General features: G+C 33.2%; 18 protein-coding genes. All 18 read right to left on the bottom strand.

The annotated features are described in order from the left end of the window. Positions 1-85: 85 nt before the first annotated feature. The 18 genes from rny to ychF all read right to left on the bottom strand — a co-directional run bounded on the left by rny (position 86) and on the right by ychF (position 17,845). Entirely contained in the window at positions 86-1,627 is a 1,542-nt protein-coding gene (gene rny / locus KJ849_05575; protein ID MBU2600024.1) for a ribonuclease Y, read from the bottom strand. Positions 1,628-1,805: 178 nt separating this feature from the next. Next, positions 1,806-2,387, bottom strand: a complete 582-nt coding sequence (locus tag KJ849_05570; GenBank protein MBU2600023.1) for an XTP/dITP diphosphatase — start codon at positions 2,385-2,387, stop codon at positions 1,806-1,808. After that, positions 2,383-3,108 carry a ribonuclease PH gene (gene rph / locus KJ849_05565; GenBank protein MBU2600022.1) on the bottom strand — a complete coding sequence of 242 codons (726 nt, stop codon included), beginning with the start codon at positions 3,106-3,108 and terminating at the stop codon, positions 2,383-2,385. Before rph ends, KJ849_05570 begins: the two co-directional genes overlap by 5 nt. A 90-nt stretch (positions 3,109-3,198) precedes the next feature. Beyond that, positions 3,199-3,513: a DUF3467 domain-containing protein gene (locus KJ849_05560; GenBank protein MBU2600021.1), complete on the bottom strand. Its 315-nt coding sequence runs from the start codon at positions 3,511-3,513 to the stop codon at positions 3,199-3,201. A gap of 44 nt (positions 3,514-3,557) precedes the next feature. Further along, entirely contained in the window at positions 3,558-4,115 is a 558-nt protein-coding gene (locus KJ849_05555; protein ID MBU2600020.1) for a DUF366 family protein, read from the bottom strand. A gap of 176 nt (positions 4,116-4,291) precedes the next feature. Next, the gene (gene queD, locus KJ849_05550) at positions 4,292-4,657 is read right to left on the bottom strand and encodes a 6-carboxytetrahydropterin synthase QueD (protein MBU2600019.1); all 366 of its coding nucleotides are present in this window, start codon (positions 4,655-4,657) and stop codon (positions 4,292-4,294) included. A gap of 13 nt (positions 4,658-4,670) precedes the next feature. Then, entirely contained in the window at positions 4,671-5,480 is an 810-nt protein-coding gene (gene murI / locus KJ849_05545) for a glutamate racemase (protein ID MBU2600018.1), read from the bottom strand. A 6-nt stretch (positions 5,481-5,486) separates the two neighbouring features. Next, entirely contained in the window at positions 5,487-6,566 is a 1,080-nt protein-coding gene (gene ispG / locus KJ849_05540) for a flavodoxin-dependent (E)-4-hydroxy-3-methylbut-2-enyl-diphosphate synthase (GenBank protein ID MBU2600017.1), read from the bottom strand. Next, positions 6,567-7,868: an RIP metalloprotease RseP gene (rseP, locus tag KJ849_05535; protein MBU2600016.1), complete on the bottom strand. Its 1,302-nt coding sequence runs from the start codon at positions 7,866-7,868 to the stop codon at positions 6,567-6,569. It lies immediately after the preceding gene. Position 7,869: 1 nt separating this feature from the next. Then, positions 7,870-9,036 carry a 1-deoxy-D-xylulose-5-phosphate reductoisomerase gene (locus tag KJ849_05530; protein ID MBU2600015.1) on the bottom strand — a complete coding sequence of 389 codons (1,167 nt, stop codon included), beginning with the start codon at positions 9,034-9,036 and terminating at the stop codon, positions 7,870-7,872. Between the two features lie 142 nt (positions 9,037-9,178). After that, positions 9,179-9,979 carry a phosphatidate cytidylyltransferase gene (locus tag KJ849_05525; protein MBU2600014.1) on the bottom strand — a complete coding sequence of 267 codons (801 nt, stop codon included), beginning with the start codon at positions 9,977-9,979 and terminating at the stop codon, positions 9,179-9,181. Further along, positions 9,980-10,747, bottom strand: a complete 768-nt coding sequence (locus KJ849_05520) for an isoprenyl transferase (protein ID MBU2600013.1) — start codon at positions 10,745-10,747, stop codon at positions 9,980-9,982. It lies immediately after the preceding gene. A 351-nt stretch (positions 10,748-11,098) separates the two neighbouring features. Beyond that, entirely contained in the window at positions 11,099-11,620 is a 522-nt protein-coding gene (frr, locus tag KJ849_05515) for a ribosome recycling factor (protein ID MBU2600012.1), read from the bottom strand. Between the two features lie 196 nt (positions 11,621-11,816). Next, positions 11,817-13,778: a bifunctional (p)ppGpp synthetase/guanosine-3',5'-bis(diphosphate) 3'-pyrophosphohydrolase gene (locus KJ849_05510; protein MBU2600011.1), complete on the bottom strand. Its 1,962-nt coding sequence runs from the start codon at positions 13,776-13,778 to the stop codon at positions 11,817-11,819. Positions 13,779-13,794: 16 nt separating this feature from the next. Next, positions 13,795-14,667 carry a cation diffusion facilitator family transporter gene (locus tag KJ849_05505; protein ID MBU2600010.1) on the bottom strand — a complete coding sequence of 291 codons (873 nt, stop codon included), beginning with the start codon at positions 14,665-14,667 and terminating at the stop codon, positions 13,795-13,797. A 139-nt stretch (positions 14,668-14,806) separates the two neighbouring features. Further along, on the bottom strand, positions 14,807-15,901 hold the full coding sequence (locus tag KJ849_05500; GenBank protein MBU2600009.1) for a type IV pilus twitching motility protein PilT: 1,095 nt from the start codon (positions 15,899-15,901) through the stop codon (positions 14,807-14,809). After that, entirely contained in the window at positions 15,898-16,512 is a 615-nt protein-coding gene (locus KJ849_05495; protein ID MBU2600008.1) for a GAF domain-containing protein, read from the bottom strand. Before KJ849_05495 ends, KJ849_05500 begins: the two co-directional genes overlap by 4 nt. 274 nt (positions 16,513-16,786) lie before the next feature. Next, positions 16,787-17,845, bottom strand: coding sequence for a redox-regulated ATPase YchF (gene ychF, locus KJ849_05490; GenBank protein MBU2600007.1), 1,059 nt, complete (start codon positions 17,843-17,845; stop codon positions 16,787-16,789). Positions 17,846-17,862: the final 17 nt, after the last annotated feature.

The following is a 17,862-nucleotide window of genomic DNA, read 5'->3' as shown; positions in this document are numbered from 1 at the left end:
TAGGAAGATAAGTAGCAATAGTTTTACGACCACACTCTCCTACTACATCTCCAATAAACAAAACTTTCAATTATTGCTCCCAATTTTACTTGGCATATTCGACTACTCTGGTTTCTCGAATCATAGTTACTTTTATCTGACCAGGATATTCAAGCTCACTCTCTATCTTTCGAGCCACATCCTTGGCAATTAAAAAAGTCTCCGCATCATCTGTTTCCTCGCTTTTAAGAATAACTCTCACTTCCCTTCCCGCTTGAATAGCGTAAGCTTTTTCTATCTTGGGAAATGACAAGGCTACGGCCTCTAACTTATTTAATCTTTTAATATAACTTTCCAGTGCTTCACGGCGAACACCAGGTCTTGCCGCAGAAATAGCATCGGCAGCTTGAATTAAAATAGCCTCAATAGTTTTAGCTTCTTCTTCATTATGATGAGCAGCAATAGCGCAAACAATTGCCGCTGATTCATTATACTTACGAACTATATCAGCGCCAATCTTAGCATGGGAACCTTCTGTTTCGGAATCTAATGCTTTTCCAATGTCATGTAAAAGCCCCGCTCTTTTTACTAAATGAATATCAGCATGAAGTTCCCCAGCCATAACAGTAGCTAAATAAGCAACTTCTATGCTATGCTGAAGAACATTTTGGCCATAACTAGTCCGAAATTTTAATTTACCCATTAAGTTAATAATTTCAGGAGCAATGCCATGAATACCTAAATCAAAAGTAGTTTGCTCGCCTACTTGACGAACATTTTCTTCCATTTCTTTTTGTACTTTTGCTACTATCTCTTCTATTCTTGCTGGATGAATACGACCATCTAAGATTAATCTCTCTAAAGAAACTCTCGCAATCTCTCTTTTAATAGGATCAAAACCAGAAAGAAGAACAGCTTCAGGAGTGTCATCAATTATTAAATCAATGCCGGTAAGAGTTTCTAAAACTCTAATATTCCTTCCTTCTCTTCCAATAATTCTTCCTTTCATTTCATCATTAGGAAGAGAGACCACGGATACGGTTGATTCAATAGTTCGTTCAGCTGCGCAACGTTCAATACATTGGCTAATAATATGATTAGCTTTTCTTTCTCCAACAGCTTTTGCTTCATCTTCAACTTGTTTTATCATCTTAGCGGCTTCGTGTTTGGCAATACTTTCCATTTCGGCAATTAATTCTTTTTTAGCTTCTTCGGCATTTATTCCAGAAATTCTTTCTAACCTTTCTCTTTGTTGTTGCTTTATTTTCTCAATTTCTTTCTCTTTCTCTAAAAGATTATCTTTTATCTCTAAAATTTCTTTTTCTTTTTTTTCTAATATGACTACTTTTTTATCTAAAATTTCCTCTTTTTGCAAAAACCGTGCTTCCATTTTTTGGAGTTCATTTCTTTGAAGCCGATTCTCTCTTTCAAATTCTGTTCTTTCTTTATGTAATTCTTCTCTGGCTCCCAAGATAGCTTCTTTCTTTAATGATTGAGCCTGATTTTGAGCATCTTCAGTGATCTTTTTAGCCATCTCTTCAGCTGAGGTAATTTTAAGCTTATCTATGTAATATTTACGGTATCCATAACCAACAAAAGCACATATAGCTACAACTAAAGTTACAATTAATACTTCAAATTGTGTCAATTAAATTGCTTACCCTCCTTTTGTAAAATTTTTTGGGTTAAATTAAAACTTAACTTATAAAACTATCTTAACACTATAACCACCTTGACTAAAAAATGTCAAGGAAAATGTCCTATTTGAGATTATCATCTCACTTTATAGCAACACTTAAAGAAACAGTATCTTTTCATGACAGTTTTTATCTCTGCATCTCCTTTAAAACTTCTTTTGCCTTAGCTAAAGCTTTAGCCCGATGGCTGATCTTATTCTTTTCTTTTGCCGTCATTTCAGCAAATGTTTGGTAATAGCCATCTGGAATAAAGATAGGATCATACCCAAATCCATAAAATCCTTGGGGTCTTTCTGAGATAAATCCTTTTATTTCTCCTTCTACTGCTTTTACTTCTCCCTTAGGTTTAGCTACGGCAATAACACAACAAAATTTAGCTCTTCTATCTTTCTCTCCTTCCATTATTTTTAAAAGCTTCTCAATTCTCTCTTGGTCATTTTTAGCAAAACGGGCAGACTCAACCCCAGGAGAGCCTCCTAAGGCAAAAACTTCTAAACCTGAATCATCAGATAGAGCTATTTTATCTGTGTAGTTAGCCACCTGAGAAGCTTTTTTAAAAGCATTTTCTTTAAAAGTTTTTCCATCCTCTATGATTTCAGGTATTTCTGGAAAATCATCCAAAGATAGAATCTTTATCTTTGAATCTGAGACCATTTCTCTTAATTCCTTTAATTTTCCTTGATTCTTTGAAGCTAAGACAATCTCCTTAATCAATTATATCTCCTAAGGCTTGTTTTTGAACTTCTATTAATTCGCTAATCCCCTTCTCAGCTAATTTTAACAATTTAATTAACTCTTCTTCAGAGTAAGGAGCTTTTTCAGCTGTTCCTTGCACTTCTATAAATTTACCACTTGAGGTCATGACCACATTCATATCAGCATAAGCATTAACATCTTCTTCATAGTTTAAATCCAAAAGTATTTCGCCATTTACAATGCCCACACTAATGGCCGCTACAAAGGCTAAGATAGGATTTCGAAGAATAATCCTTTCTTTTATTAACTCTTGGACTAAATCATAGAGAGCAATAAAAGACCCAGTAATAGAAGCAGTTCGAGTTCCTCCATCAGCTTGAATAACATCACAATCAATAATAATAGTTCGTTCTCCTAATATTTTAGTATTAAAGACCGCTCTTAAAGAACGACCAATTAATCTTTGAATTTCATGACTCCGACCACTTATCCTTCCCTTCACGGAATCTCTCGGTATTCTTATAGGAGCAGAACAAGGAATCATAGAATATTCAGCTGTAATCCACCCTCCATTTGAACCTTTCAAGAAAGGTGGAACCCGGTCATTTAAAGAGGCCGTACATATTACTTTTGTACCCCCAAATTCAATTAAAACCGAGCCTTTTTGATGTTTTATATAATTTCTGGTAATTTTTATTTTTCTCATTTCTTCGTTGGATCTTCCATCATTTCGCACTATTTTTATCTTCTCCTCTTTTAAAATAAACCGTCAGTTATCTAGCAGTCAACTTTCAGCTTAGACAAGGTATTACAGCCCAGATTAAGATTAATGGATCTTATCTAAAGTTTGAGTAGTCTGAACCTCAGAAAAAGAGTCTTCTGTTTTAATAGTCCCAAATTTCATTTCATACTTATTTATATTATCTTGTAAAGCTAACACAAATTTCTTAGCATGCGAAGGATTAGTTATTATTCGAGATTGAACTACTATTGTGGAGCGATTAGGCATAAGGATTCCAAAATCAAATATGAATTCATCTTGAGAATGAATAATACTGGCTACATTTGAATAAATTCCTCTCTCTAATTCTTTACTAATTTCAATAGAAATTTGGGGAACTTTTTTATTATCTTTTTCCATCATCAAGATAAACTCCTTTTTATGAATTTGAAGAATAATTTCTATTACCTACCAGCTACCTTACAGCGAGCCAGATTAATCTCCTCAACTTCATCACCATACCGAGATAAAACTTTAAGAGCAAACTCTTTTATCTCAATCTTTAAATTATTTAATCCTTCAGTAGGAATAGGGGTGCCTTCGTTAATAATATTAATTCCTGCATGGATTAAAGTAGAAACTAAGGTGTTAGTAGCAATAGAAACGGTAAGTTTTTTATTATTGACAAAGATATCATCACCTATTCTTTCAATTTTGATCCCTTTATTAGCCCTACTCCTTAATTCCTCAAAGATAATACAAATCAGTAGTCGTTGTCGATAAATAGCTTTCTCTAAATCAATATCAAAATGCTCTACTAAAAAATGGAGCATCTTTTCACTATAGATAAATAAATTTTGCTTAAAATCTTGTAAATCAATTAAATCTTCTGTCTTTACTTCAGCCGGTCCACAAAAAGCAATGATGGCATCACCTAAAATATCAAAGTTTTTATAAATCCAGTTAGAACTTAACTGACCACCAGTATAAATAATTTCTTCTTCGATGAATTTATTTTTCATAGATCTATTTGCTAACCCTCCTTTTTCTCTTATTCTTAATTACCTGTTATCATATATTAGGCAAGCGAAAATTATATTACCAACAATAATTATATTACCAACAATCAATATATTACCAACAATCAATATATTACCAACAATCAACAAATCCTCAAGGTAATCATACTTGTTTCTGATTATTTGTTATCATATGTTAGGCAAGCGGAATTGGACTCCCAAATAACTACTTTACTAATTTGACCTGGCATCTCTTGTTTCTCTATTTCATGAAAGATAAAGCCAGCAATATTTTCAGAGGTAGGATTTTTCCAAGCAAAGACTTCCAAGTCGTTTAAACAATAATGATCTAATTTCTCTAAAACCTTTTTAAGGATCCCTTTAAGTTTATTAAAATCAACAACCATGCCAAGACTATCTAAAGAATTAGTAGTAATAAAAACCTGAACTTTCCAGTTGTGCCCATGAAGTTTACTGCATTTACCTACATATTCTCTTAAATAATGAGCCGCACTAAAATATTCTTCTACCATTAATTCATACATAGTTTTTACCTTCCTATATGTAACCACTCACATCTACTTGAGTAATTATTCGCATTTCTTTATGCAAAAAACGTTCACCCATTTTAGTAAATCTGGCTGGTTCATCACTAACATAGTATCTTAGGTGACCATAACTTTCCTTAGCCGAAGAAAGGCCTAACTTTTCTAAAACATCCTTAACTTTATTAGCTACCACCGTAGCAGCATCAATTAAAGTTACTTCATTGCCCATGACCTCTTGAATAACTTTTTTAACTAAAGGATAATGAGTGCAACCTAAGATTAAAGTATCTACCTGGTTTTCTTTTAAAGGAGATAGGTATTCTTTAGCAATTAAGTAAGTAACTTCTGTTTCAATCCAACCTTCTTCTACTAAAGGAACAAACAAAGGACAAGGCTGGCTAATTATTTGAACCTCACTATTTAAGAGTTTAATAATCTTAGCGTAAAGATTATTACTAATTGTCCCTTCTGTGCCAATGACACCAATTCTCCCATTCTTAGTAGCATTAACCGCCTCTTTTGCTCCTTGTTCTACCACCCCAATAATAGGAATTTGATATCTTTCTTGGAGGGTATCTAAGGCATAAGAAGTAGCTGTATGGCAAGCTACTACTAAAGTTTTTACTCCTTGATTAAGTAGAAATTTGGAGATCTCTAAGGAATACTTAATAATGGTATCTTTTGACTTAGAACCATAAGGAGTTCTAGCGGTATCTCCAAAATATATAAGATCTTCTTTAGGAAGGATCTTAGTTATTTCAGATAATACTGTTAACCCTCCCAGTCCAGAATCAAAGATACCTATGGGTTCATTGCTCATTTTTATCTATTCGCCATTATCTTCCACCATCTTATTTATTTCCTTTAACAAAACTTCTACTATCTTCTCCGGTGAAATCTTCTTAATTATTTCTCCTTTTTTAAATAATAAAGCTACTTTTTTTCCACAAGCTATGCCTATATCGGCCATCCTCGCTTCCCCAGGCCCATTTACTTCACAACCCATCACGGCAATTTTAAAAGAGCCTTTAATCTTAGATCTTAAATAAGAATAATTTTTTTGTAAACTCCTATCAAGGTTTTCCACCATAGGAATTAAGCTAACTTTACACCGGCCGCAGGTAGGACAAGATATGATCTCTGGACCATAATCTCTAAGTGAAAGTGCTTTTAAGATTTGATAAGCCGTTCTTACTTCTTCAGTAGGGGTAGAAGTAAGAGAAACCCGAATAGTATCAGCTAATCCTAAAAAAGCTAAGATACCAGATCCTACCGCTGACTTAATAAGACCATAATTTGAAATACCAGCTTCGGTAATGCCTACGTGAAAAGGATAACTTACTTTTTTGGCCATTAATTGATAAGCTTCCACGGTTGTATAAATATCATTAGCTTTTAAAGAAATCACTATTTCAAAAAAACCTAAATCCTCAAAAAAAGATACATATTCCAAGGCTAACTTCACTAAGTTTTTAGCCGTAAGAAGTTTATCCTTTTTGGGCATAGAACCAGCATTAACTCCAATTCTAATAGGAGTCTTTAATTCTTTAGCTAAATTAATGACTTTCTTTAATTTATAGCCATCTCTTATATTGCCTGGATTTAAACGAAGCTTATCTACTCCTTCTTTTAGGGCAATTTCTGCAATTTCACTATTAAAGTGAACATCCCCTACTAATGGAATCTCAATCTCTTTCTTGATCTTAGAAATATTTAAAGCTGCTTCTTTATCTACCAAAGCAACCCTTACTATCTCACAACCAGCCTCTTCTAATTCTTTAATTTGATCAATTGTTTTCTTTAAATCCTTAGTGTCCGTCTTAGTCATAGACTGAACAACAATAGGAAAACCACCTCCAATAATAAGGCTTCCTACTTTAATCTTTTTAGAAATTCTTCGCTTCACTTACTTAACTACTCTCAAGATATCATTAAAAGTGACAAATAAAATAAGAGCAATTAAGATACTAAATCCCACTTGAGAAGTTATTTCTTGAGTCTTTCCACTAAGAGCCTTACCGCGGAGTTTTTCCAGAGCAAAAAATAAGAGATGCCCTCCATCTAAAGCTGGAATAGGAAGGAGATTTAAGACCCCTAAATTAACACTTAAAAAAGCAATAAAGAATAACAAGCTCATTAGACCACCTTGAGCTTGTTGGCCTGCTATTTGAGCAATACCTAAGGGACCAGCTAAGTATTTTACAGAAATTCCTCCACTAATTAATTTCCATAAAACAAAGAAGACATACTGAATAGAAATAACAAGTTGGGTAAATGCTTTTTTAATAGAGTCTATTGGTCCATACCTTTGAATCTTGGTCTTAGGAGAAATCCCAATCGCCCCTACCTGAATTACTCCTTCTTTTCCTTGAATCTCCTTAAGGATAGGAGTAATTTTAAATAAAATTTCTTGATCTTTTCTTTTAACTAAGATTTTTAGGGGAGTAGGTTTTGAATGATGAATAATTTCAGACATTTCACTCCAACAACTAATATCTTTCTCATTAATCTTTAAGATCTCATCTCCTTCTTCCATTTTAGCTTTTAAAGCTGGAGATCCTTTTTCTAATTTTCCAACCACCGGAGGGATAAAAGGATGGATGCCTAAGAACTTACTTTGATCTTCTTCTGAAATAATCAATACTTTTTTTAATAGTTTATCTTCCCTGACTACTTCTATGACAATTTTTCCTTTTAAACTTCCTTTCAAGAAAGCTTCTTCTGCATCTTCCCACTCTTCTACTTTTTTGCCATTTACCTGGGTGATAACATCCCCTTTTTGAACCCCTTCTTTCCAAGCTAAACTGCCTTTTTCTACTAAGCCAACTTTATTGTCTAGTTTAAGAACAGGCAGACCAATCATAAAGACCATGATAAAGAATAAGAAAGCTAAGATAAAGTTCAAAAGTGGTCCAAAGAAGACAATTTTAGCTCGATCTCCTACTGGTCGAGAATAAAATTCATCCACTTCGCCCGTAAGTTCTTCACTCCTTTCTTCTCCTTTCATTTTTACATATCCACCTAAAGGGATAGCTGAAATGAGATATTGAGTGCCATTATAGTTAAATCCTAAAAGTTTTGGCCCAAACCCTATAGAAAATTTTTCGACCTTTACACCCACCTTTTTAGCCATAATAAAATGGCCTAATTCATGAAAAAAGATGACTAGACCTAATGTAAGTAAAGTAGCTAATATAGTAATAATCACATTATCTCTCCTTTAGTTTTTTAATTATTTCAGCCGTCTTTTCTCTTGCCCATTGATCAGTCTTTAGTATCTCGTCAAGATCAGGATTTTCTATCGTTTGATGAAAAGACAAAACTTTCTCAATAACTTTAGGTATTTCTTTAAAACTAATCTTGTGGTTTAAAAATTCTTCCACCCAAACCTCATTGGCAGCATTTAAGACACAAGGAAGACTTCCTCCAATCTTGGCTACTTCTAAACAAAGCTTCAAGGCTGGAAATTTTTCAAAGTCTGGCTCAAAGAAGGTAAGTTCTTTGACTTGAGTTAAGTTTAAATCGGGCAAGTTAGTCTTATATCTTTTAGGATAAGTTAAAGCAAAAGCAATAGGAATTTGCATATCAGGAATACCTAATTGAGCTAAAACTGTTCCATCTATAAATTCAACTAAAGAGTGAATTATGGATTGAGGATGAATTAAGACCGAAATTTTAGAAGCGGGCATATTAAACAAATGAGTAGCCTCAATAACTTCTAATCCTTTATTCATCAAAGTTGCTGAATCGACAGATATCTTCTTTCCCATTTTCCACCGAGGATGATTTAAGGCTTGAAAAGGAGTAATTCGATCAAAGAAATTTTTATCTTTTTTTCTAAAAGGACCTCCTGAAGCTGTTAAGATTAATCTTTTTACCTCTTCTATCTTTTGTCCCATTAAGCATTGAAAGATAGCACTATGCTCGCTATCCAATGGTAGTAAGTTTACCTGGTGTTGTCTAACTAAATTCATGACAATCTTACCAGCCATTACTAAGACTTCTTTATTGGCTAAAGCTATATCTTTATTACATTTAATGGCTTCTAAAGTAGGCATTAAGCCTATTGACCCAGCTATACCTGAAATTACTAAGTTAACTTCTTTGAGAGAAGCTACTTCACAGACTCCAGCCAGACCTTCGTAAATTTCTACCTGGGAGATTTTACCTAACTTCTTTCTTAAAAGATTTGCTTTTTCTTTACTTGTTACCGCCACTGCTTTAGGCTGGTATTTCTTTATTTGTTCTTCTAAAAGCTCAATGTTTTGAAAAGTAGTCAGTCCATAAACCTTAAATTGTGAAGGTAAATTATCAACTACTTTTAAAGTACTTCTGCCTATAGAGCCCGTCGAACCTAAGATTGATAATCTTTTCACCAACCAGCTTCACCCTCAAGACTATAAATTCTTTCTTACTTTGGTAATTCTTGCCTTAATGGACTTATTCCTAATAAAATTGCTAGCCGCAAGCTGATACCGGAACGTTTTCTTACTCTTTAACAAGATCAAAGATCAACATTCATATGGTAGTTAGATAAAGATAGCCGTAAAGGAAGGGCGCGTTGAAAATAACCCCATCAAATATATCTAAAATACCTCCATGTCCAGGAATAGTGCTGCCAGAATCCTTTAAATTCGCATCTCTCTTAAAAAAAGATTCTACCAAATCACCTAACTGACCCCATATTCCTAAGGCTATTCCTATTATAATTATATTAAGAAAGGATACATCCTTAAGAAAAAAGGATTTAGTAACCAGCGAAAAGGCAACGCTTCCTATTATTCCAGCTATAAAACCTTCGATGGTTTTATTAGGACTAATACGTAAAGATAACTTGTGCTTACCCAGAAAAGTTCCAAATCCATAAGCAAATACTTCACTCATCCAAGTAATCATAAATAAAAGAAGTAAATATTCCTTTCCCTGAGATAACTTCTTAAGCCAGAAAAGAAAAGATAAGTTCCAGCTGATATAAATTATTCCTAAAATAGTTACCGCTACGCTTAAGATAGCCCCTTCAACCTCTTTTTTTAGCAAGCCATTTAAGGATATGGCAAAAAAAGTTATCGAAGCAACTAAGATGATTAAATTAATTTCTGAAAAGATATAAAAGCTTAAAGCTAAAAATATTCCTCCCAAAATACCTAAATAATTCTGAGATTTTATCTTTTTTATTTTAGAAAAATTGTAAAATTCTAACATTCCTAAAATAATGATACCTTGAATCAAAAGATAAAATAAGAAATCGTATTTAAAAAATATAGTATAAAGTAAGATAGGAATAAATATTAAACTAACCGTAATTCTTTTTAGAAGCATTTATTCTTTTAGTCCTCCAAATCTACGTCTTCGATTTTGAAAACTTATTATAGCTTTTAGTAAATCTTTATCTTGAAAATCCGGCCAAAGAACATCAGTAATCCAAATTTCAGTATAAGCAATCTGCCAAAGCATAAAATTACTTATCCTAAATTCTCCACTGGTCCTAATTAGCAGGTCAGGGTCAGGTAACATTTTGGAATATAAATACTGACTAAAGTATTCTTCGTTTAGTTTTTTTTCTATCTCTAATAAATTTTCTTGATGATCCTTTAACAAGTTTTTAATACCCTCAATAATATCTACACGACCGCTATAATTTAAAGCTACATTTAAGATTAATCCTTGATTATCCTTAGTTAAATTTAAAGCAGAATTTATCTCTTTTTGGACTTTCATAGGAAGCTGGCCTAATCGTCCCATTGCTTTTATCCTTACATCACCTTTGTGGAGTTCTTTAATCTCTCTTTTTAAAAACTCCATTAATAAAATCATTAAACCATTTACTTCTTTTGGCGGACGAAGCCAATTTTCAATAGAAAAGACAAATAATGATAAGACCTCTATTTTTAAATGATTACATAATCTTATCATTTTTTTAACGGTCTTCATTCCTTCTCGATGGCCAAATAAACGAGGCTTTTTTCTTCTCTTTGCCCAGCGACCATTACCGTCCATGATAATAGCAATATGTTTAGGCAACTTATCTTTATTGATTAAACTTAATAACTCTTCTTCGGTTAAAGGATCAAGTTCTTTAGCATTCATACTTAGCGATATTTTTTACCTCATCTTTTAAGCCTTGCCATTTGTAATTGTTCAGCTATCAGGAGATTAGTAGTTAGCTCATAAAATCAACTAAAAACTGATAGATATTATCTCTTCTTCCAGTTGATTGCTGATACCTGAAGTTTTATAGCACTTATTAATGAAAATTTGACATAGAGCAAATTAATTGAGTACCAACAAGTTTATCTTTTATTGCTCGGTATTATTTCCTATGGCTGGTTTTCGTTAATAACTACTATATTTAAAAGTTTTATTCAAAAATTAATGGGTAATAGGTGTTACCTATTACCCATTAATCTCATTCTCTTTTGCTTTTACTCTTAAATAACCTTAAAATTCTAAAATTTCTTTTTCTTTTAGAGATAAGATTTTATCAATTTCTTTAATAGTTTCATCAGTTATCTTTTGAATTTCATCCTCGGCTTTTTTAGCTTCATCATCTGAAACTTCTTTTTTATCTTTTAGATTTTTTATTTGATGGATGGCTTCTCGTCGAATATTTCTAATCGCTATTCTTCCTTCTTCTGCTTTCTTTTTAACTACCTTATCTAATTCATCTCTTCTTTCAGAAGTTAGAGGAGGAATAGTAATGCGAATTAAATGACCATCATTTGTGGGGGTAAGACTTAAATTTGACTTAAAAATAGCTTTAGAAATGCTATCCAGGGTAGACCTATCCCACGGTTGAATAATAATTAACCGAGGCTCTGGAACATTAACTGTAGCTACTTGGTTTATGGGCATCAAATTTCCAAAGTATTCCACCTTGATATGATCCAATAAAGATGATGAGGCTTTTCCTGTCCTAATGCTGGTAAATTCATGTTTAGTTGCCTCAATAGCCTTCTTCATGTGGTCTTTACTAGTGGCATATATCTCTTCTAAAGGCAAGGTCCCCTCCTTTAAACTTAAGTTTTATTAAAAACTATCATATTTAAGTTTTGAGGTCAAGAAAAAATAAGCCCTGTGTTAGCAATTCTCATGATGAAAAAACTGTTAGGCTCTAGTCTATCTAAAATTTTTGCCAACTAATTTTCATTAGGTAATCTTACCGATAAACTTTTATAACATTAGAAACTTTTTCTATCCTCTCTGTTATCTCCCTTAAATGATTAACATTTTTAATCATCATAACTAATTTTCCTGTGGCCATGCCTTTACTGGTGTGCTTAGCATAAGCTTCATTAACAACAGTGGAACTTTCATGAACAATATTTAAGATATCCGCTAATAATCCTTCTCGATTGTAAGCTAAAATGAAAAGGGAGATTTCAAAGGTACTTCCATCTTTTACCAACCATTTTACTTTGATAAAATGTTCCTTTGAAAATTTACTTGCCATAATACTATGGCAAGTAGTTCGGTGAATAGAAACACCTCGTCCTTGGGTAATATAACCTGTAATTTCGTCCCCCGGGATAGGATTACAACATTTAGCAAAGTAAGTTTCTACTTCTCCTTCAATTTCAGGAATAATAACGTTAGATTTAATTTCTTCTTTCTTTTTGGAAATTCCTAATTTTTCTTTAGAAATTTCTTTCTTTGGCGTTGTTTTTACAGTTTCTTTTTTTTCGACTTCCTTCTCTCTTTCTTTGAACCAATGCCTAATACAACTTTTAGCTTTGGGAGTTTTAACTATTTTTAACCAGTCTCTACGGGGCCTTTGCTTAGAGGAAGTCATAATGTGAATAATATCACCGCTATTTAGTTGATAGCTTAAAGGTACTATCTGGTTATTTATCTTAGCTCCAATACAAGTATGTCCAATATCAGTATGAACTAAATAAGCAAAGTCAATCGGCGTAGAACCTTTGAGTAAAGATCTTACTTCTCCTTTAGGAGTAAAAACAAATACTTCATCAAAGAAGAGCTCCATCTTTAAATTTTCCATAAACTCTTTAGGACTTTTTAGTGTTTCTTGAATCTCTATTAAATCTTGTAACCAACTAATCTTTTTATTAAACTCCTTGTCTATCTTCAATTTTTCTTTATACATCCAATGGGCAGCAATACCTTCTTCTGTAATCTTATTCATCTCCCAGGTTCTTATCTGAATCTCCATTAATCTACCCTCTGGTCCTATAACTGAAGTATGAATGGATTGATACATATTTGATTTAGGTATAGCTATAAAGTCTTTAAATCTGTGAGAAATAGGTTTAAAAAGAGTATGAGCAATCCCTAAGATAGCATAACAATCTTTAATACTCTCCGTAATTATTCTAAAAGCTTGTAAATCATAAATCTTATTCATCTCTATATTTTGAGCCTTTATTTTCTGGCAGATACTATAAATATGTTTTGGTCGTCCCGTAATCTCTGCTTTTATTTCAGCCTTCTTTAATTCCTGATCTAAAACTTTTTTTATATTTTCTATGTATCTTTCTCGTTCTTCTTGAGATTGATCTAATCTTTTTATTGTTTGATCATAAATTTCTGGCTCTAAACAACGAAAGGATAAATCTTCTAATTCCCATTTTATCTTTCCCATGCCTAATCTATTAGCCAAAGGAGCATATATTTCTAAAGTTTCATGAGCTACTTTTAATTGTCTTTCCCTTTCTAAGTATTCTAAAGTTCTAATGTTATGTAATCTATCAGCTAATTTAACTAAGATTACTCTAATATCTTTAGCCGTAGCTAATAATAGCTTCCTTAGATTTTCAATTTTTCTTTCTTCATGGCTTTGATCGGTAATCTTTTTAAGATGAGAAACCCCTTCTACTAATTCGGCTATTACCTCACCAAAAGTTACTTTTAGGTCTTTAAGAGTAACCTTGGTATCTTCTAAGGTATCATGAAGAAGTCCACAGACAATAGAATAAAGATCTAACTTTAAATCAGTTAAGATTTCAGCCACACATACCGGATGGATAATAAAAGGTTCACCTGAAGCTCTTTTTGTTCCTCGATGGGCAAGCTCAGCAAATAAGTAAGCTTTTTCTACTAATCTTAGATCAGCTAAGGGATGATATTCTTTTACTTTTTCTAAAATATCTTGAATACTCATTTATCTTTTGTCTGTCTTAATAAGGATGAACATGAATCATAATCTGATTAACAAAACCTATCTCTTTTTTAAGCGTCTTTTCTATTGAATTACAAATTTTGTGGCCTTCATCTACAGTAATCTTACCATTAATACTAATAGTTAAATCTATGTTAATCTCAGAACCTGCCTTATAAGCTTTAAGCCCCCTAATGCTTTTTATTTCTGAAATGCCTCCAATTATTCTTCTTATTTTGTCCATAATTTCGTCTTCAATCACGCCATTCATTAGTTCATCATAAGCTTGGTGAAACATAGAAATTCCAGTCTTGATAATCAATCCAGAGACAAAGATACCAGCCAAAGGATCAAAAAGAGGATAGCCAGCCAGAGTCAATAAAATTCCAATTAAAGCAGCTAAGGAAGAAAGAGCATCGGAACGATGATCCCAAGCACTGGTTATTAAGATAGTACTAGAAAGTTTATTGCCAATTTGCAAGGTATACCTAAACAAACTTTCCTTGACCACAATAGAAAAAATGGCTGCCATTAAGGCAATCAGGTGAAGTGGTTTTAAACTTGAAACAAAGATAGCTTTTAGGGACACATAACTTACTTCCAATCCAAACAAGATTAAAAGGATAGCTACTACCTTAGCAAAAATAGCCTCTGCTCTGGCATGACCATAAGGATGTTCTTCGTCAGCCGGCTTTTTGGCAATTTTAAGTCCGACAATGATAATTCCTGAAGAGATTAAATCTGAAAGAGAGTGAATAGCATCAGCCATCATCCCTTTGCTATTTCCAAAATAAGCAGCCCATAGTTTAATGAAGCATAAAGAAAAATTAACCACCATTCCTACCCAAGCGCAACGTTCACTTAGGTAATAATAAGTTCGATTAGTCTTCATCAGCTTACATCGGGTGTCAGTCATCAGCTAAATCCAGCAAAATCAAGACAAAAATAACTTTATGATTTACGGCTTTTATCTTTGGGGGCTAATTAACTTAGAAACTAAAGTTTTTGACTGGTACTTGACAGCTTAAACATTATAAATTGTAGTATTGAGATGCTCCTGTATCAATACCTTTGGACATACGCTTTAATCCTTCAGGATTTGGACTGATACTTAAAGCTTCGTCAAAAGCAATCCATCCTTTATTATATAATTCTACTAATGATTGATCTAAAGTCTGCATCCTATAATAAAGAACTGACGATTCAATGGCTTTATGAATTTCGGAGGTTTTTCCTTCTTCGATAAGTTTCTTAATGGTAGGTGAATTTATCAAAAGCTCAACTGCAGCTATTCTTCCTGAGCCATCTGCTTTATTTAGTAATCTTTGAGAAATTATCCCCTGAAGAACTAAAGAAAGCTGAAGTCGAATTTGTGGTTGCTGATTGACAGGAAAAGAATCAATTATCCGATCTACAGCTTGAGTAGCATCATTAGCATGGAGAGTGCTAAAGACTAAATGTCCTGTTTCGGCAGCAGTCATCGCAATGGACATTGTTTCAAAATCTCTCATCTCTCCAATTAAAATAACATCAGGATCTTGTCTTAAAATATGCTTTAAAGCATATTTAAATGATTTAGTGTCTAACTCTATTTCTCTCTGATTAATGGCACTTAGGTTATCTTGGTATACAAATTCAATAGGATCTTCAATCGTGATAATATGGCCTTCTCTATTGTTATTAATATAATTAATTAAAGCCGCTAAAGTAGTAGACTTGCCACACCCAGTGGGGCCAGTAACCAAGATCAGACCTTTATCTTTAATAGATAGATCCTTAAGCACCGAAGGTAAACCCAGCTCATCTATAGTTGGAATCTTATAGGAAATCATTCTAATAACCGTACCAACTGCTCCTCTCTGACGAAAAACATTGACTCTAAAACGAGCTATATTTTTATAAGAATATGAAAAATCTAATTCTAAGTCTCTTTCAAATCTTTGAACTTGGGCAGAGTTGAGCATAGAATAAATTAATTCTTTAGTATCTTCAAAAGTTAATATTTTAAGTTCCGTAGGAATTAATTTACCATAGACTCGGATAAGAGGAGGTCGACCTACTTTAAGATGCAAATCAGAACCTTTTCTCTCTATTAAAAGATTAAGTAGTTCTTCGATATTCACTATCTACCCTCCCTATCTCTTCGTTTATTCTTTAAATTCTCTATAATCTTGGTGTTTTGAATAATCTTCACCAGATAAAAAGAGGCCAGAGAAAGAATTTCCATGTCAGCCAGAGAAAAGATATTATTATCTTTTTTATTAATTAATTCAATCACCCCAATAGATTTATTCATCAAGATAATAGGGATACAAGCGATAGACTTTGTCTCAAATCCAATATTTTCACTTATTTCTCGTTTAAATCTTTCATCTTTATCTACTTCTGACACCGCCACAGACTTTTGACTTAAAAATACAGAACCAGCAATTCCTTCTCCTGGTTTTAATTTAAAATTTATAACCTCTGAAGCCTTAGAGCCTTTAGCTACTTCAAAGTAAAGTTCTTGATTATCTTTATCGAATAAAAGAATAGACCCTGCTTCTACATTAATTACTTCAATAATATAGTCTAATATTTTGTCTAATAAGTTATGGAGATTAAAACTTGTATTTAAAAGCCCAAATATTTTTTGAAGTAAACTTATTTTCTGTCCAGTTTCACTAAAAGCTTTAGCTAAGACAGAAAACTCTTTTAATTGTTCTGCTAAATCTTTTTGATAATCTTTAACCTCCATCTTCTCTCCCTTTTATTAATTACTTTCTTTCATTATGACTTAAATTGGATAATTTATCAATACTTTTTAACTATAATAGGGTTTTTGAATCAGTAGCTAAAAGGTGTAAATATAGTAGTTATTAACAAAAACCGGACATAGGAAATAATACCGAGTAATAAAAGATAAACTTGCTTGTAGTTAAATTAATTTGTTCTATGTCAAATTTTCATTAATAGGTGCTATAAACAAACTAGTTTTAAGATGTTCACTCTCTAAAAAAGCAAAAGTAAAGCTAGACATTAAACCTGAAACAAAACATATCCCCATCTTGGACCTCGTATTCCTTGCCTTCAATCCGAAATAACCCCTTTTCTTTAACCGCTGCCTCGTCGCCAAGGGCAATTAAATCCTTATAATTCATCACCTCTGCCCGAATAAATCCCCTTTCTATGTCTGAGTGGACCTTGCTGGCGGCACGGGGAGCTTTGGTATGCCTTGGTACAGGATATGCTTTGACCTCCTTTGGCCCGCAAGTAAAAAAAGTTACCAGATCAAGCAAGTTATAACAAGTATTAATCAGCTTATTTAGCCCGGAGCTCTCTATGCCAAGCTCTTTCATATATTCCTTTCTTTCTTCCTCTTCGAGCTGGCCAAGCTCTGCCTCTATTTTAGCACAAACGGCAATAATCTTCGCCTTTTCTCCTGTAATTTCGCGAATCTTCTTTACAAATACCTCGCCAGGAATATCTTGTTCAGCAATATTAGCTACGAATAAGATTTGTTTAGGAGTTAATAATTGAAGCTCATTAATTATGGCTTCTTCTTGAGGGGTAAGTTTTTTATTTCTAAGGGGAAGATTATTATCGAGTGCTTCCTTTAAGCCTTCAAGAGTCTTGATCTGCTCCCGAATTTTGACATCTCCTGATCTTGCTTGCTTTTCCAATCGTTCAATCTTCCGCTGGATAGAATCCAGGTCAGCTAATACTAATTCCAATCCTATAGACTCTATCTCTTCAGCTGGGTTAATTTCAAGAGCATTAGAGGCAGGGTTTTTAAAAAAGCAGACAACTTGGACAAGGGCATCAACTTCACGAAGTTGTCCCAATTTTTGTGTTCCAATCTCATTTAAATCAGGCGAGCCGGCAATGTCTATAAATTCAATTGAGGTATGGCTTATCTTCTTGGGCTGATACATCTTAATCAGCCTTTCCATTCGTTCATCCGGAACCTTAACCACACCAATATTTACCCCACTCTTCTGATACCCGGATATATCTACATTTAAGCTGGTAAGAGCATTAAACAAGCTGGTTTTGCCAGAATACCTGCTGCCAATTATCCCAAGATTCATTTTTTACCTCCACTATA

The organism is bacterium, from assembly GCA_018830565.1.
Lineage (GTDB): Bacteria > UBA9089 > JAHJRX01 > JAHJRX01 > JAHJRX01 > JAHJRX01.
The sequence above is the reverse complement of the archived record's forward strand: the minus strand, read 5'-3'. Positions and strand labels throughout refer to the sequence as shown.

Coding starts and splice junctions, on each gene's coding strand:
- KJ849_05560 (MBU2600021.1), bottom strand. CDS start 3,513: ATGGAAAAAGATAATAAAAAAGTTCCCCAAATTTCTATTGAAATTAGT.
- KJ849_05555 (MBU2600020.1), bottom strand. CDS start 4,115: ATGAAAAATAAATTCATCGAAGAAGAAATTATTTATACTGGTGGTCAG.
- queD (MBU2600019.1), bottom strand. CDS start 4,657: ATGTATGAATTAATGGTAGAAGAATATTTTAGTGCGGCTCATTATTTA.
- murI (MBU2600018.1), bottom strand. CDS start 5,480: ATGAGCAATGAACCCATAGGTATCTTTGATTCTGGACTGGGAGGGTTA.
- KJ849_05525 (MBU2600014.1), bottom strand. CDS start 9,979: ATGCTTCTAAAAAGAATTACGGTTAGTTTAATATTTATTCCTATCTTA.
- KJ849_05520 (MBU2600013.1), bottom strand. CDS start 10,747: ATGAATGCTAAAGAACTTGATCCTTTAACCGAAGAAGAGTTATTAAGT.
- frr (MBU2600012.1), bottom strand. CDS start 11,620: ATGAAGAAGGCTATTGAGGCAACTAAACATGAATTTACCAGCATTAGG.
- KJ849_05510 (MBU2600011.1), bottom strand. CDS start 13,778: ATGAGTATTCAAGATATTTTAGAAAAAGTAAAAGAATATCATCCCTTA.
- KJ849_05505 (MBU2600010.1), bottom strand. CDS start 14,667: ATGAAGACTAATCGAACTTATTATTACCTAAGTGAACGTTGCGCTTGG.
- KJ849_05495 (MBU2600008.1), bottom strand. CDS start 16,512: ATGGAGGTTAAAGATTATCAAAAAGATTTAGCAGAACAATTAAAAGAG.
- ychF (MBU2600007.1), bottom strand. CDS start 17,845: ATGAATCTTGGGATAATTGGCAGCAGGTATTCTGGCAAAACCAGCTTG.